We start from the raw sequence: 14,883 nt of genomic DNA on the forward strand, positions 1-14,883 counted from the left end.
AACACCATCGCGTCAAGATCTGCGCAGCTTCAGGGAAGTTGCTGTCTGAAAGCGCGTTGACCCAGCACTTTCCCTGTAGTTGCGCAGATCTTGGACCAGCGTGCGTGGCCACCACCCGGCTGACGGTGGCCCAGGCGTACGGGGAGTGAGTCGCGGACGCAGGCGATGACGCTGGGTGGATGACGTCAACGACTTCCGGCGTGCCGCGCCGGGAGCCGCGGTGAAAGACGCGCGAAAGAGGGCAGCTCAGGGTCGGCGAGGGTGGCCCTTGAGGTGCCGGCCCAGCTCGCGGGCGATCTCCCGGTTGGCGTCCCGCTCGGCCAGCGTCTGCCGCTTGTCAAAGGAGCGCTTGCCCTTCGCCAGGGCCAGCTCGACCTTGGCGTAGCCGTTCTCGAAGTACATCGACAGCGGGACCAGGGTCACCCCGCCCTCGCGGACCTTGTCCAGGATCCGGTCGATCTCGGCCCGGTGCAGCAGGAGCTTGCGGTTGCGGCGAGGTGCGTGGTTGGTCCACGTGCCGTAGGCGTACTCGGAAATGTGCAGGCCGTAGAGCACGATCTCCCCGTCGCGCTCGTGCGCGAACGCGTCGACCAGCGAGGCCCGCCCCTCGCGCAGCGACTTCACCTCGGTGCCGACCAGCACGATGCCCGCCTCATAGGTGCGCAGCACGGTGTACTCGTGCCGGGCCTTCTTGTTCGATGCGATCAACCGGCGTTCGGGCTGCTTGGACGGGCTCACCCGCCGACGATATCCGGCCGCCGGATCAACGCGTCCCTGGGCGTTCGGGATCAAGCCGCGCGGTCAGGTCCCGCACCGCCTCCGCGAACGCCTCCTGTGCCTCGCACGGCCAGTGCGCCAGGATCGGCGGGGGAACGCTGTCGCTGGGTGGCGGCACCACATCCAGCGGGTCGGTCAGCCGCCGGTCCACCGCCGCTGCCGGTCCGGTCATCGTTTCGGCGTCCCCGGCCCGGTGCGGGGCGAAGATCCAACCGCCGATCGGGTCGGTGTCGCGCCACAGGTTCACCCAGCGCCAGCCGACCCGATCGCCGATCTCTTGGAGCGTCGACACGTTGACGTATCCGGGAAACAGTCGCGAGTACAACCGGCGCAGCGGCGAACCGTAGGTCAGCAGGGCGACCCGGTCGGTGATTCGGGTCGGCAGTTGCAGCACCGTGGCGGCGAGCAGCACCGAGCCGTGGCTGTGCCCGGTCAGCAGCACCCCTTGACCCTGCTCCACCAGGTAGGAGATCCGCTTCGCCAGCTCCGGCACGGCCCGCTCGGCGTAGCAGGGCGGGGCGAAGGGGTGTGCCGCGCGGGGCCAGAAGGTGCCCAGATCCCACAGAATGCCCACGTACCGTCGGAATCCTGCCGTTCGGTACGCGAAGACGCCGCCGATCACCAGCCCGAGCACGATCGCGGCAATCACGTAGCTGCCCGTTCCGATGAAGAAGTTGACGAAGCTGTCGGGCAGGCCGACGTACTCCTGTAACACGTCACCGGGAAAGATCTGGAACAGCCCGAGCACGCTGGTGGCCAGCCCGAGCGCGGCCAGCCCGGCGTAGACCACGGTGAGTGGCTCCAGTCGTTCGGTGAACCGTGCCCGTGCTACCGCCTGCTCGACCTGGCGCAGCCGGTTGGCCGCCTCCGGCGGTGCGTGCGGGAAATCTGCGACCACGATCGCTCGCGCGGCCCGCCACCGACTGCGCCGACTCAGCACCGTGACCGCGCCGGCCGTCAGCAACGCGCCCAGCACCGCCAGGAAAAAACTGAAAATCGCCCATTTGTACGCGAGTGGCGGGCTGGTCAAGAGGCTGTCCGCTGTCGTTTGCTCGCGGTCCAACACATCCGCGGTCCGGTATACCAACTCGGCCGAGAAGGCCACCGCGAGTCCGGCGGCGATCGTGACGAAGACCGGCGAGCCCAAGGCGCGCAGCGGCGCGGGACGCCCTCCGTCGGCGGGACGCCTGCCGCCCCGCCGCCAGATCACCACAGCCGCGAGGATCAGCACCAGCACGGTCTGGCTGACGAACAGCCAGGCCACGATCGCGCCGTACCCGGGCAACGAGCGGCTCTGCGACCACGGTGCCGGGCTGATGACGATGTGCACGATCACCAGAATCGTCAGGCCGCAGGCGATCGTGCGTAGCCCCCGAAAGAAGGCGTCCATGCCAGGCGTCGGGTCGGTCCGGTCGATCCACGGCACGCAGAGCAGGACCAGGCAGGTGAGCAGCACCGCCCCGGTGGCCGCCAGCAGCACCACCATCGTCCCCGAGCGGTGCTGGCTGGACCGCGCCGCCAGCAGGCTGCCGTCCAGCGTGGCGAAGGCGGCCGCGACGTGCACCGAGCGCAGGCGACCGACAAGCGGCGCACCGTCCCACTGGCCGACCGCGCTCAGCTCGTGTTTCGAGGTCGCCGGATCGCGGGTGCGAAACGCGTCGAACGAGTGACTGAGGCGGGTGCTCAGCCACCAGACGAGCCCGATCGCGGCGACCGGCACCAGCGCCAACACACCCAGGCGCAGCCCGGTCGGGCGGCCACCGAGCCAGGACAGCCAGCTCCGGCCGGCCAGACACGACGGTGTGTCCATGCAGCGCCAGGCGATCAGGTCCACCGCCATCCCGACGATGGACAGCACGTAGAGCATGGTGAGGGTGAGCGCGAGCACCCGGCATACCGCGAGGATGACGTTCTTCCAGGCGCCGGTCGCCGGGTGCATCCAGAGCGCCACATTGCAGAGCATGAACGGCAGCAGGAACACCAGCGACAGCGTCCGCACGGCCGTGCCGGACGGCAGGTCGCTCCAGCGGTACGCCTCCAGCGTCACCCCGCCGGTCCCGGTCGAATCCGGGTAACCGGGACGCGGTCGGTAGAACCCTCCGCTGCGGTCCCCGGCGACCTGATGCACGTTCGGCCGGTTCAACACCTGGTTGGCTCCCGCCCCGGAGACGCCGTGCACCCGCAGCTCCACGATTCCGCCCGACGTCGTCGGTCCGGTCGGAGACACGTGCGCCATGGGCCCCCCGAGGTGTGCGCGGCAGCCGGCCGGACGGCGATGTGCGGCCACCCGTGCGGCTCCCCGGCTTACCCATCCCCAACCCGGTCAACCGTGCATCGGAGCACAGACGATGGTGCGGCCCACCCGTAACAGGTGATTTCATGGCGCCATGGCGAACCCGGTGATCCTGACCGTCGACGACGACCCCGTGGTGTCCCGGGCGGTGGCCCGCGACGTTCGGCGCCGCTACGGCGACCGCTACCGGGTCCTGCGGGCCTCCTCCGGGCCCGAGGCGCTGGACGCGCTGCGGGAGGTCAAGCTGCGCGGCGAGCAGGTGGCGCTGCTGCTGGCCGACCACCGGATGCCGGAGATGACAGGTGTCGAGTTCCTCGAGGCGGCCATGGACATCTTTCCGGCCGCCCGTCGGGTGCTGCTCACCGCGTACGCGGACACCGACGCCGCGATCGAGGCCATCAACGTGGTCGACCTGGACCACTACCTGCTCAAGCCCTGGCATCCGCCCGAGGAGAAGCTGTATCCGGTGGTCGACGGGCTGCTGGAGGCGTGGGCGGTCACCCCGGACGCGGCGAGCGCCGAGATCCGGGTCGTCGGGCACCGCTGGTCGGCACCGTCGTTCAAGGTCCGCGACTTCCTGGCCCGCAATCTGGTGCCGTACCGCTGGATGCTGTCCGACGACCCGGAGGGCGTCCGTCTGCTCGACGCGGCCGGGGCCACCGAGGCGGACGTGCCGCTGGTGGTGACAGCCGAGGGTAAGGCGTTGATCGCCCCCAGCGAGACCGAGTTGGCCGCACTGGCCGGGTTGACTGTGGTGCCCGCGTCCGACTTCTACGACCTGGTGGTGATCGGCGGTGGCCCGGCCGGCCTCGGCTCGGCGGTGTACGGCGCGTCGGAAGGGCTGCGCACTGTGCTCGTCGAGCGACGGGCGACCGGCGGGCAGGCCGGGCAGAGCAGCCGGATCGAGAACTACCTGGGCTTCCCGGATGGCGTCTCCGGCGCGCAGTTGACCGATCGGGCCCGGCGGCAGGCGGTCAAGTTCGGTGCCGAACTGCTCAGCGCTCGGGAGGTGGTGGGGCTCAGTGAGGCCGGCGGTGCCCGGCTGCTGCGCTTCGGCGACGGAAGCGAGATCGCGGCGCACACCGTGGTGCTGGCAACCGGGGTGTCGTACCGGGTGCTCGACGCCCCCGGGCTGGCCGACTTCACCGGGCGGGGGGTGTTCTACGGCGCTGCCGCAACCGAAGCGCCGAGCTGCGTCGAGCAGGACGTTTACATCGTCGGCGGGGCCAACTCCGCCGGCCAGGCCGCGGTGCACTTCTCCCGGTACGCGTCGAAGGTGCACCTGCTGATCCGGGGCGCGGACCTGACCGCCTCGATGTCGCGTTACCTGATCGACCAGTTGGAACGGATCGACCGGATCACCGTGCACCCGCACACGGCCGTGGTCCAAGCGGCGGGCGGGGACCATCTGCAACGGCTCACCCTCTGCGACACCCGCACCGGGGAGGCACGCTCGGTCGACACCTCCTGGCTGTTCATCTTCATCGGCGCGGAGCCTCGGACCGACTGGTTGGACGGGGTGCTGGTCCGCGACGGGCGCGGCTTCATCGTCACCGGCCCGGATCTGCTCGCTGGGGGGCGACGGCCGGCCGGCTGGTCGCTGTCGCGCGACCCGTACCACCTGGAGACCAGCGTGCCGGGGGTGTTCGCCGCCGGGGACGTGCGGGCCGAGTCGGTCAAGCGGGTCGCCTCGGCCGTCGGCGAAGGCGCGATGGCCGTCTCCCTCGTCCACCGCTACCTGGAGGCCCAGTGAGCGTGAGGAGTGAGCCGGGTTTGCGAGCCCCGCAGTCGCGAACGAAGGAGGCCCAGTGAGGGTGAGGAGTGAGCCGGGGTTGCGAGCCCCGCAGTCGCGAACGAAGGAGGACCTGTGAGCGTCGAGTCTGACCGGTTGACGCCGGCGGAGCTACGCACCCTCTTCCTGTTCGAGGCCCTCGACGACGGGCAGCTCGCCTGGCTGGCCGAGCGCGGACGCGTCGAGCAGCGTGCGGGCGGCACCTTGGTGTACGCCGAGGGTGAGCCTGCCACCTGCTTCTTCGTGTTGATGCGCGGCGCGGTGGCGTTGAGCCGGCAGGTGCGCGGCGACGACATCGAGGTCAGCCGGACCGATCAGCGTGGGGTGTACGGAGGGGCCGTCCAGGCGTACCTGGGAGATCAGGTCGACCAGATCTACCGCAACAGTTTGCGGGCGGTGACCGACGCGGACTTCTTCGTGTTGCCGGCGGAGGATTTCGCGCACGCCCTGCGGTCCTGGTTCCCGATGCCCATGCACCTGTTGGAGGGGCTGTTCTTCGGTATGCGCAATTCGCAGACCGTCGTCGGCGAACGGGAGCGGCTGTTGGCTCTCGGCTCGCTGTCGGCGGGTCTGACCCATGAGCTGAACAACCCGGCCGCGGCGGCGGTGCGGGCCACGTCGGTGCTGCGTGACCGGGTTGCCGGGATGCGACACAAACTTGCCATGATCGCCGATGGTCGGCTCGACGGCACGGCCCTGCACGGCCTTGTCGCGTTGCAGGAGGAAGCGGTGGCCCGGGTCGCCACCGCGCCGAAGTTGACCCCGATGGCCACCGCCGACGCCGAGGACACGCTCACCGACTGGCTTGAGGAGCACGGGGTCGGCGGCGCGTGGGACCTGGCGCCGATCCTGGTGGGTGGTGGGCTGGACGCAGCCTGGTTGGCGCAGGTGAAGGCGGCGGTGGGTGCCGCGGACCTGGAAGCGGCGGTTCGCTGGCTCACCTACACGGTCGACACCGAGCTGCTGATGCGTGAGATCGGTGACGCGGTCACCCGAATTTCCGGCCTCGTCGACGCGGCGAAGCAGTATTCGCAGCTGGACCGGGCACCGCACCGGGTGGTGGACGTGCACGACCTGCTCGACGCCACGCTGGTGATGTTCAAGGGGAAGACGCCCGCCGAGGTCAAGCTGGTCCGCGAGTACGACCGCAGCCTCCCACCAATCCCGGCGTACGCGGCCGAGCTGAACCAGGTGTGGACCAACCTGATCGACAACGCGTTGGGCGCGATGGGGGAGGAGGGGGTGTTGACCGTCCGCACCGGACGCGTCGGTGAGCTCCTGGCGGTGGAGGTCACCGACACCGGCCCCGGTATCCCGCCGGAGGTGCGTCCGCGCATCTTCGAGCCCTTCTTCACCACGAAGCCGGTCGGCACGGGCACCGGCCTGGGGCTGGACATCTCGTATCGGATCGTGGTGCACAAGCACCACGGGGACATCCGGGTGGAGACCGAGCCCGGGCGGACCACGTTCCGGGTGCTGTTGCCGATCACGGAGGGCGCACCGGACATGCCGAGCGACGCGCCGACTACCTAGAGACATCGAGTAATTGCGGGCAGTAGTCTCGGGCGGCGTCTGTGATCCCCCCGCCCCCGAGGAGGGCCCGTGGAGTCGATGGCCCGTCAGCGCGCCGCCGCCGAGGACGACGACCAGCCGGGCGACCCGCCGGCCGGCACGATGCTGCCGGAGTTGGAGGACCGCGACTGGTTGCACCACGCGCAGGAGTTCGCGCACACCAGCTTCTGGGCGGTGGCCCGTCGGCTGCCCCGGCTGGTCCGGGAGGCGGTCGGGCTGGCCTGGGCCACCAACCGCCGGGACACGGTCGCCTCGATCGGCCTGAACATCGCCGCCGGGGTGATGACCACGTTCGGCCTGCTCGCCACGACCAGCGTGTTGCGCGAGTTGTTCGCCGCCGGTCCCACCCCGGACCGGGTCCGCTCGGCTCTGCCGGCGCTGATCGTGGCCGCGGCGGCGGTGTCGGCGCGCGGCGGCCTGGCCATCGCGGCCGGCTGGGCCCAGGCCCGGCTGACTCCACAGATCAACTATCAGGTGGAGCTGCGGTTGTTCGAGGCAACCACGGCGGTGGACCTGGCCGCGTTCGACGACGCCGGTTTCGCCGAGGAGATGGACCGGGCGCGTGACCGTGGGATGGGCGAGGCCGCGTGGATCGTCGACCACACCGTCAACCTGGTCACCGGCGTGGTCGGGATGCTCGCCACCGCCGTGGCGGTGACCGTCATCCAACCGCTGCTGCTGCCCTGCCTGCTGCTCGCCGCGGTGCCCCAGGCGATCACGGCGGTGCGGATGGCTCGCCGGGAGTATCTGGCGATGCTGGCTCGGATCACCCGGCGACGCCGGATGTGGATGCTGGCCCACCTGATGGCCAACCGGCACACCGCCGCCGAGGTGCGTGCGTACCAGATGCGCGACTTCCTGCTCGCCGAGTACCGCGGGGTGATGGCCGTCGAGACCCGGGCCCACCTGCGGCTGGTCCGCTCGCAGACCGGCACGCGGGTGGCCGGCGCGACGGTGGCGGGGCTGGCCACCTTCGGGGTGTACGCGGTCCTCGGCGGCCTGTTGCTCAACGGGATGGTCGCCCTCGCTGCCGCGGCCACCGCCCTGCTCGCGCTGCAGTCCGCGCGGACCAGCCTGGGCGTGGCGGTCGTCGCCACCAACTCGCTGTACGAGGACGCCCTCTACTACCAGGACTACCAGGACTTCCTGGCCCGCGCCCACGCCCGGGTGCCGATCGGCGGCGACCGGCCCGCCGACGGTGTCGACGTGATCGAGCTGAACGACGTGAGCCTGAGCTACCCGGACACCGACACCCCGGCAGTGGACCGGGTCAGCCTGAGCGTCCGCCGGGGCGAAGTGATCGCACTGGTCGGCGAGAACGGCTCCGGCAAGACCACCCTGGCCAAACTGATCGCAGGGCTCTACCAGCCGACCGGTGGGGTGATCCGCTGGGACGGCATCGATGCCGCCGAGCTGGACCCGCGTACCCTCGGCGCCCAGGTGGCCGTGATGACCCAGGAATGGTGGAAGTTCCCGTTCACCGCCGGGCAGAACATCCGCGTCGGGCGGCACGACCGTCCGCCGGAGCGATCCGGCCCCAGCGTGCAGGAGGCGGCTGCCGCAGCCGCCGCGCACGACATGATCGTCGGCCTGCCGCACGGCTACGACACCCTGCTCGACCGGGAGTTCAAGGACGGCCACGAGCTGTCCGGCGGGCAATGGCAGCGGCTCGTCGCGGCTCGCGGCCTCTACCGGGATGCCGCCCTGCTGATCTGTGACGAACCCTCGGCAGCCCTGGACGCACGCGCCGAACATGCCCTTTTCCAGCACCTGCGCCGTCGCCCCGACCGGGCGGTAGTCCTGATCACCCACCGGCTGGCCAACGTCCGCCACGCCGACCAGATCTTCGTGATGGAACGGGGTCGACTCGTCCAGCAGGGCAGCCACGACGAGCTGATGGCTGCCAACGGCCTCTACCGCGAGCTGTTCGACCTTCAGGCCAGCGGCTACCTGACGGGCGCCGACGACGCCCTACCCCGCTGAGGCACGCTCACCCGGAGCCGAAGTGCCTGCGAGATGCCAAATCAGGCACCACAACTCCTTGATCGCCGAGGCTGGGCTGTCCCTGCTCCGCGATCTTGCGCTTTCTGTCCCGACACAACGGTTATCCCACCCATTTTGACAACCGAAACTGCAAGATCGGCGCGGCCCCCTTGCTCCGCAGGGGTTGCCATCTCGCCCTACCCATAGCGCAACGGTGTTGTCCTTAAGTAGTGGCCTCGCCGGCTTTTGATGGCACTACAAGCAGGATCGAGCACGATCTTGCGTGGTTAGGGGTGTTCGGCGGCGGGGGTGGGGGTGTTCGGCGGCAGGGCAACGGAGGTAGTCGGGGCGGGTGCGTGTTCGAGGCGGCCGCGGGGAGTCAGGCGGGGCGGTTGGGGGAGTCAGGCGGGGCGGTTGAGGGTTAAGAAGTCGGCTAGCACCTGGGTGTGGGTGGAGAACGCCAGCTCGACCGGGTCGGTGAGCACCAGCCATTCGGTCGCCTCCGCGGTCGGCGCCGACGGTGGCAGGTCCTCGGCCGATCGCTCGGGCAGCACTCCGAAGATCATCATCGTGCCGCCTGCCGGCGCGCCGTGCACTGCGAAGAGCCGGGCATCCTCGGCAGCCGCGATCAGCCCGGTCTCCTCCCGCAACTCACGGACGAGGGCTTCGGACCACTCCTCGCCGTACTCGATGAAGCCGCCGGGCAGCGCGAGCAGTCCGCGGGCCGGCTCGATGTCCCGGCGGACCACCACCACGCCCAGGCCCTCGGCCGTGCGGACCGGCAGCACCGCGACCGCCACGGGCAGGGGGTTGCGCCAGACGGTTTCGCCGCAGACCGCGCAGACCCGCGGCCAACCGGCGCCCGCCGGGTAAACGGCGCCGCAAAAAGAGCAGTGCGAGTACGGCGTACCTGTCATGCCGCAGCACGTTACCCCGCCGATCTAGGGAGAATCGTCGTGATCGTAGATCAACTAGCGGCGATACTCCCTAGATCGACGAGGGGAGGGCGAGGGCGAGGGTGAGGGGGTCAGGCTTCCGGGGTGCCGGTGTAGAAGGCGGTGGTGCGTTCGGCGGCGGCTTTTGCCTCGTCGGGGTCGGTGCCGGCGGCGATGCTCGCCTCACCCCACAGTTGGCTGCTCAACTCCATGGTCCGCCGTCCCTCGTCGGACGCGCTCCACTCGGCGCTCTGCTCCGGGCTGACCCCGCTGCCGTCGCCGGCCAGGTGGGAGGCGAGACCGAGCAGCCCCAGGTCCCAGCCGACACCGACGGCACCCGGCCCGAACTGGGCCCACCGGTCCTGGTCGACGTGCGCGATGTGGTCCAACGCGAAGCGGGTCCGCTCGGCGTCGACCGGGGTGAGTCGCACCTCGATCCAGCTCACCTCGCCGCCCATCTCCCAGGTGGCGGTGAAGCTGTGCGGCGGGTCGCAGCTTTCGATGGTGCCGCCGGCATTGCCCTGGAGTTGGTATTTGCCGTGCAGCCGCAGGTCACCGGTGATCGGCAGGAACCAGCGCGGGATGCGCTCGGCGTTGGTGCAGGCGTCCCACAGGTCGTCGAGCGTCGCCTGGTAGGTCTGGCTGATCGTGGTCACGCGGGCCTCGCCGGCCTCCAGGGTGCGGCTGCCGACCTGCCGCTGGACGGCGTTGATCTGCTCGATCGCGTCGATCATCAGGTGTTCCTCTCGTCGGGTGGGTCGGCGGGCCCGTGCAGCCGACGCTCGCGTCGGCCCCGGGCCAGCTCGGTGGCGAGTGCTGCCAGGGGCGGGGTCCAGAACCGGCGGAAGTGCTCCAGCCAGCCGTCGACCTCGCGCAGTGGGCGTGGGTCGACCGCATACAGCCGCCGGGTGCCCTCCGGCCGCACGGTGGCGAAGCCGTTGTCGCGTAACACCTTGAGGTGCTGGGACACGGCTGGCTGGGAGATGTCGAACTCGTCGCGGATGACCGCGCTGACCGCGCCGGCAGTCCGCTCGCCGCTGGCGAGCAGTTCCAGGATGCGGCGCCGGACCGGATCGCCCAGCACGTCGAAGGCGTGCATGACGCCTTTATATCACTGCTGCCTTATTTAAGCGAGTGATGATAGACCGACGAGCTTGTCCAGCCGGATCGGCAGGTCCCGAATCCGTACGCCGGTGGCGTGGTGCACCGCGTTGGCGACGGCCGCCGCGGCGCCGACGATGCCGATCTCGCCGATGCCCTTCACCCCGGCCGGGTTCAGCTCGTCGTCCTGTTCGTCCAGCCAGTACGCCTCAATGGACTCCACGTCCGCGCATCCGGTGATGTGATACGTGCCCAGGTCGTGGTTGACCCAGTCGCCGTACCGCTCGTCGAGAAGGCCCTCCTCGTGCAGCGCCATCGACAACCCCATCGTCATGCCGCCGATGAGTTGGCTGCGCGCCGTCGTCGGGTTCACGATCCGCCCTGCCGCGAACACCCCGAGCATCCGGTTCAGTCGCACCTCACCGGTGTCCGCGTCCACCCGCACCTCGGCGAACTGTGCCCCGTACGCGTACCGGGGCAGGGTGGGCTGCCCGCCCACCTCTTCGTCGGTGCTCACCTCGACGGTCACCTCGCTCGGCGGCACGCCGCCGGGAAGGTCCCGAAGCTTCTCGCCCAGCGCCTGACCGGCCCGGATCACCGCCCAGCTCCAACTGGCCGTGCCCATCGAGCCCCCAGCCACCGCCGCGGTCGGCAGGTCGCTGTCACCGATGCGGATCTCCACGCGCTCCGGCGGCACCCCGAGCGCGTCGGCGGCCACCTGCCAGATCGCCGTTCGGGCGCCGGTGCCGATGTCGGTGGCGTTGATCCGGATCAGGAAGCTGCCGTCGGGACGAGCGGTGGCCGTGGCCGACGACGGCCTGGCCCGGGCCGGGTAGCTCGACCCGGCCACCCCGGTGCCGATCAGCCAGCGCCCGTCGCGTCGGACGCGGGGCGTCGGATCCCGGTCCGCCCAGCCGAATCGCTGAGCACCCTCGCGCAGGCAGGCCACCAGATTGCGGCTGGTGAACGGCCGCCCCTGGTCGGGGTCGACCTCTGCGTCGTTGCGGATCCGCAACTGGACCGGGTCGATGCCGACGGCGGTGGCCAGCTCGTCCATCGCCGACTCCAGGGCGTACGCGCCGGGGCACTCGCCGGGAGCGCGCATCCAGAACGGGGTGGGCACGTCGAGGCGGACCAGCCGGTGCGTGGTGCGTCGGTGGGGTGCGGCGTACATGCTGCGGGTGTAGACGGCGGTCTGCTCGGCGAATTCCCGGACGGTCGAGGTCTGGCTGATCGCGTCGTGGCAGATCGCGGTGAGTCGCCCGTCGGCGTCGGCGGCGAGCCGGATCCGCTGGATGGTCGGGGTGCGGTAACCGACGGGCCCGAACAGTTGCTGACGGGTCAGCGCCAGCCTGACCGGTCGGTCCGTGTGTCGGGCCGCGAGGGCGGCCAGCACCACCGAGGCCTTGGCGTACCCCTTGCTGCCGAAGCCGCCACCAACGTGCTCGGCGACGACCCGGATCGCCTCCGGGGGCACCTCGAACATCTCGGCCAGCGTGGCCCGCACCAGCGAGGCACCCTGGGTGGAGTCGTGCACCAGTAGCCGCCCGTCGCGCCATTGCGCCGTCGTGGCGTGCGGCTCCATCGGGTTGTTGTGGTAGGCCGGCGTTCGATACGTGGCGTCCACCCGCACCGGGGCGGCCGCGTACCCGGCGTCGAAATCGCCCTCGGCGGTGTCGGTCGGATAGCTGGGGTTGACCTTGTCCGGCCGGTACAGCCCGGGGTGATCGGCGGTGAGCACGGTGCTGTGCGGCCCGGCGTCGTAGTCGATCCGGACCAGCCGGGCGCCCTCGCGGGCCGCCTCCAGGCTGGTGGCCACCACCACCGCCACGAACTGCCCCCGGTAGTGCACCGCCGGCTCCTGCAACAGCCACACCTCCGGCTGCGGGCCGGGCGCGAGGCGGGGCGCGTTGCCGTGGTGCACGACGGCCAGGACACCGGGGTACGCGAGCGCCTCCGCCGTGTCGACCCGGGTGATTCGGCCCCGCACCACCGCCGACGGCACCGCCCAGCCGTAGGTGACACCGTCCACCGGGTACTCCACCGCGTACCGGGCCGTGCCGGTGACCTTCTCCCGGCCCTCCAGCCGGGGGTACGCCCGGCCGACCGCGCCGGCGCTCACGACGACGCCAGTTGGCTGAGCGCTCGTACGGTGATGGCCCGGGTCAGCGGCACCTTGAAGCCGTTGTGCCGCAACGGGCGCGCCTCGGCCAGCTCCGCGTCGGCTGCCCGCCCTGCCAGCTCCGGGCTGAACGTCCGACCCCGCAGCTCCGCCTCGGCCCGGTAGGCCCGCCACGGCCGGTGCGCCACCGCCCCGTAGGCCAGCCGAACGTCGCGGACCACGTCGCCGTCGAGGTCCAGCACCGCGGCCACCGAGCCGACGGCGAAGGCGAACGAGGCCCGGTCGCGCACCTTGAGGTACGTCGAGCGGCGCGCGGCCGGCAGCGGCGGCACCCGGACGGCGGTGATCAGCGCGCCCCGGGCCAGAGTGGTTTCTCGCTCGGGGTGTGTCCCGGGGGAGCGGTACAGGGTGGCGATCGGAATGTCACGGGTGCCGTCGACCTCGTGCACCTCGACCACCGCGTCGAGCGCGGTCAACGCGACGGCCAGGTCGGACGGGTGCGTCGCCACGCACTGCTCGGACCAGTCGAGCACCGCCAGGTCGCGGTTCTGGCCGTGCAGTGCGGCGCAGCCGCTGCCCGGGGCACGCTTGTTGCACGCCTTGCCGGTGTCCTGGAAGTAGACGCAGCGGGTGCGCTGCAACAGGTTGCCGCCGGTGGTGGCCATGTTGCGCAGCTGCCCGGAGGCGGCGGCGAGCAGGGCGCGGGCCAGCACCGGGTAGTCCCGGCGGACCACCGGGTGGGCGGCGAGGTCGCTGTTGCGTACGGTCGCGCCGATCCGCAGCCCGCCCTCGGGCAGCTCCTCGACGGTGTCCAGCGGGAGCCCGGTCACGTCCACCAGCACGTCGGGGCGCTGCACCCCGAGTTTCATCAGGTCCACCAGGTTGGTCCCGCCGCCCAGGTAGGCCGCCTGCGGTTCCGCGCTCAGCACGGCGACCGCGTCGGCCACATCGGCCGGCCGGTGGTAGCGGAACGCCCTCATCGCGTCGCCGCCGTCTCGCGCACGGCCGCCACGATGTGCGGGTACGCGGCACAGCGGCACAGGTTGCCGGCCATCCGCTCGCGGATCTCCGCGTCGGTCAGCTCGGCCGGCCCGCTCAGGTCGTCGGTGACCGCGCTGGGCCAGCCCCGGGCGACCTCGTCGAGCATGCCGCGGGCGGAGCAGAGTTGGCCGGGGGTGCAGTAGCCGCACTGGAACGCGTCGTGCGCGATGAACGCGGCCTGCAACGGGGACAGCTCGTCCGGCCCGGCCAGCCCTTCGACGGTCACCACCGCCCGGCCGTCCAGCGTGACCGCGAAGACCAGGCAGCTCTTCACGCGGCGGCCGTCCAGCAGCACGGTGCAGGAGCCACACTGGCCGTGGTCGCAGCCCTTCTTCGCCCCGATCAGGCCGAGGTGCTCGCGCAGTGTGTCGAGCAGCGTGGTGCGGTTGTCCAGCCGTACCTCGCGTGCCTCGCCGTTGACCTCGAACGCCACCCGGGACGAGTGCCGCTCGTCGGTCGTCGTCGCGTTCTCTGGTCCGCCCTGCACCGGCCCAGACTAGCTTTACTGGTACAAATAGGGGCGAATAACGCAGGAGGTGACCCCGGGTGCCTGACCTGCCCCGAGTGGTCAGCGCCGCCCGACCCGCCGCCGCAACCCTTCGCTCGTCACCGCGTGATAGGCGATCATGACGATGATGCCGATCAGGCCCAGCACGGGGTTGACGAACCAGCCGAGCAGGCCGCTCAGCCCGTACAGGACCAGGCCGGTGACCGGTCGCAGCCGTTGTGTGCGAACGTGCTCGGGGCTGACCCCACGACCGAGGAGTTCGGGGTGGCGGCGTAGGTAGCCGAAGAACACCAGCCAAGGTGCCGACATCAGCGCCGCCGCCAACGCGTACAGGGCGACGCCCGCGCGCTGGTCGTCGGTGTCGCCGTGGGTGAACGCGGACGCCAGCACCGCGGTGGGGAACGGGATGATCACCGCGCCGAAGAGGATGGCGAGGTTGATCCAGCTCAGGGCGAGGGTTGTCGCGCGGACCAGCCTGAGCAGCGCGTGGTGGTTGAGCCAGAGCACCCCGATGTAGATGAACGACACGACGAAGGCCAGGTAGGAGGCTCCTTCGTCGAGGAGGTCGGCCAGCAACTCACCCCTGTGGTATTCCGGAACCCGCAGGTCGAGCACCAGCAGGGTGATCACGATGGCGAACACGCCGTCGCTGAACGACGTCATCCGTTCGGTGCCGGAAACCCGTGGGCGCGCGTCGGGCTGCTCGACCTCGTCGGGCGCTTCGGCCATTGGGGAAGGCTAACCGTCGACGGGTTTCGT

At 70.8% G+C, this 14,883-nt stretch carries 12 protein-coding genes; 3 read left to right on the forward strand and 9 right to left on the reverse strand.

Translation table 11 applies throughout. From position 1 onward, the window contains the following. Positions 1-246: 246 nt before the first annotated feature. Positions 247-738 (reverse strand): SsrA-binding protein SmpB, encoded by a 492-nt coding sequence (gene smpB, locus ACLQ28_RS10585; protein WP_425686039.1) that lies wholly within the window; start codon positions 736-738, stop codon positions 247-249. A 25-nt stretch (positions 739-763) separates the two neighbouring features. Then, positions 764-3,013 carry a hypothetical protein gene (locus ACLQ28_RS10590; RefSeq protein ID WP_425686040.1) on the reverse strand — a complete coding sequence of 750 codons (2,250 nt, stop codon included), beginning with the start codon at positions 3,011-3,013 and terminating at the stop codon, positions 764-766. 151 nt (positions 3,014-3,164) lie between these two features. Between ACLQ28_RS10590 and ACLQ28_RS10595 the strand changes: the two genes are divergently transcribed. The 3 genes from ACLQ28_RS10595 to ACLQ28_RS10605 all read left to right on the forward strand — a co-directional run bounded on the left by ACLQ28_RS10595 (position 3,165) and on the right by ACLQ28_RS10605 (position 8,417). Next, positions 3,165-4,823, forward strand: coding sequence for an FAD-dependent oxidoreductase (locus ACLQ28_RS10595; RefSeq protein WP_425686041.1), 1,659 nt, complete (start codon positions 3,165-3,167; stop codon positions 4,821-4,823). A 114-nt stretch (positions 4,824-4,937) separates the two neighbouring features. Further along, complete coding sequence (locus tag ACLQ28_RS10600) at positions 4,938-6,395, forward strand: ATP-binding protein (protein ID WP_425686042.1); 1,458 nt, start codon at positions 4,938-4,940, stop codon at positions 6,393-6,395. A gap of 78 nt (positions 6,396-6,473) precedes the next feature. Next, on the forward strand, positions 6,474-8,417 hold the full coding sequence (locus tag ACLQ28_RS10605) for an ABC transporter ATP-binding protein (protein ID WP_425686256.1): 1,944 nt from the start codon (positions 6,474-6,476) through the stop codon (positions 8,415-8,417). 401 nt (positions 8,418-8,818) lie between these two features. Here the strand turns inward: ACLQ28_RS10605 and ACLQ28_RS10610 are convergent, their stop codons facing one another. The 7 genes from ACLQ28_RS10610 to ACLQ28_RS10640 form a co-directional block, all read right to left on the reverse strand. Then, positions 8,819-9,334: an NUDIX domain-containing protein gene (locus ACLQ28_RS10610; protein WP_425686043.1), complete on the reverse strand. Its 516-nt coding sequence runs from the start codon at positions 9,332-9,334 to the stop codon at positions 8,819-8,821. A gap of 110 nt (positions 9,335-9,444) precedes the next feature. Continuing rightward, on the reverse strand, positions 9,445-10,086 hold the full coding sequence (locus ACLQ28_RS10615) for an SRPBCC family protein (protein WP_425686044.1): 642 nt from the start codon (positions 10,084-10,086) through the stop codon (positions 9,445-9,447). After that, positions 10,086-10,451: an ArsR/SmtB family transcription factor gene (locus ACLQ28_RS10620; RefSeq protein ID WP_425686045.1), complete on the reverse strand. Its 366-nt coding sequence runs from the start codon at positions 10,449-10,451 to the stop codon at positions 10,086-10,088. Before ACLQ28_RS10620 ends, ACLQ28_RS10615 begins: the two co-directional genes overlap by 1 nt. A 27-nt stretch (positions 10,452-10,478) precedes the next feature. Beyond that, on the reverse strand, positions 10,479-12,575 hold the full coding sequence (locus ACLQ28_RS10625) for a xanthine dehydrogenase family protein molybdopterin-binding subunit (protein WP_425686046.1): 2,097 nt from the start codon (positions 12,573-12,575) through the stop codon (positions 10,479-10,481). Continuing rightward, on the reverse strand, positions 12,572-13,555 hold the full coding sequence (locus ACLQ28_RS10630) for an FAD binding domain-containing protein (RefSeq protein ID WP_425686047.1): 984 nt from the start codon (positions 13,553-13,555) through the stop codon (positions 12,572-12,574). The genes ACLQ28_RS10625 and ACLQ28_RS10630 overlap by 4 nt, the downstream gene beginning before the upstream one ends. Continuing rightward, positions 13,552-14,049, reverse strand: a complete 498-nt coding sequence (locus tag ACLQ28_RS10635) for a 2Fe-2S iron-sulfur cluster-binding protein (protein ID WP_425686257.1) — start codon at positions 14,047-14,049, stop codon at positions 13,552-13,554. The genes ACLQ28_RS10630 and ACLQ28_RS10635 overlap by 4 nt, the downstream gene beginning before the upstream one ends. Before the next feature lie 135 nt (positions 14,050-14,184). Next, entirely contained in the window at positions 14,185-14,853 is a 669-nt protein-coding gene (locus ACLQ28_RS10640; RefSeq protein ID WP_425686048.1) for a TMEM175 family protein, read from the reverse strand. Between the last annotated feature and the right edge of the window lie 30 nt (positions 14,854-14,883).

It is taken from the genome of Micromonospora sp. DT201 (genome assembly GCF_049841575.1).
GTDB lineage: Bacteria > Actinomycetota > Actinomycetes > Mycobacteriales > Micromonosporaceae > Micromonospora.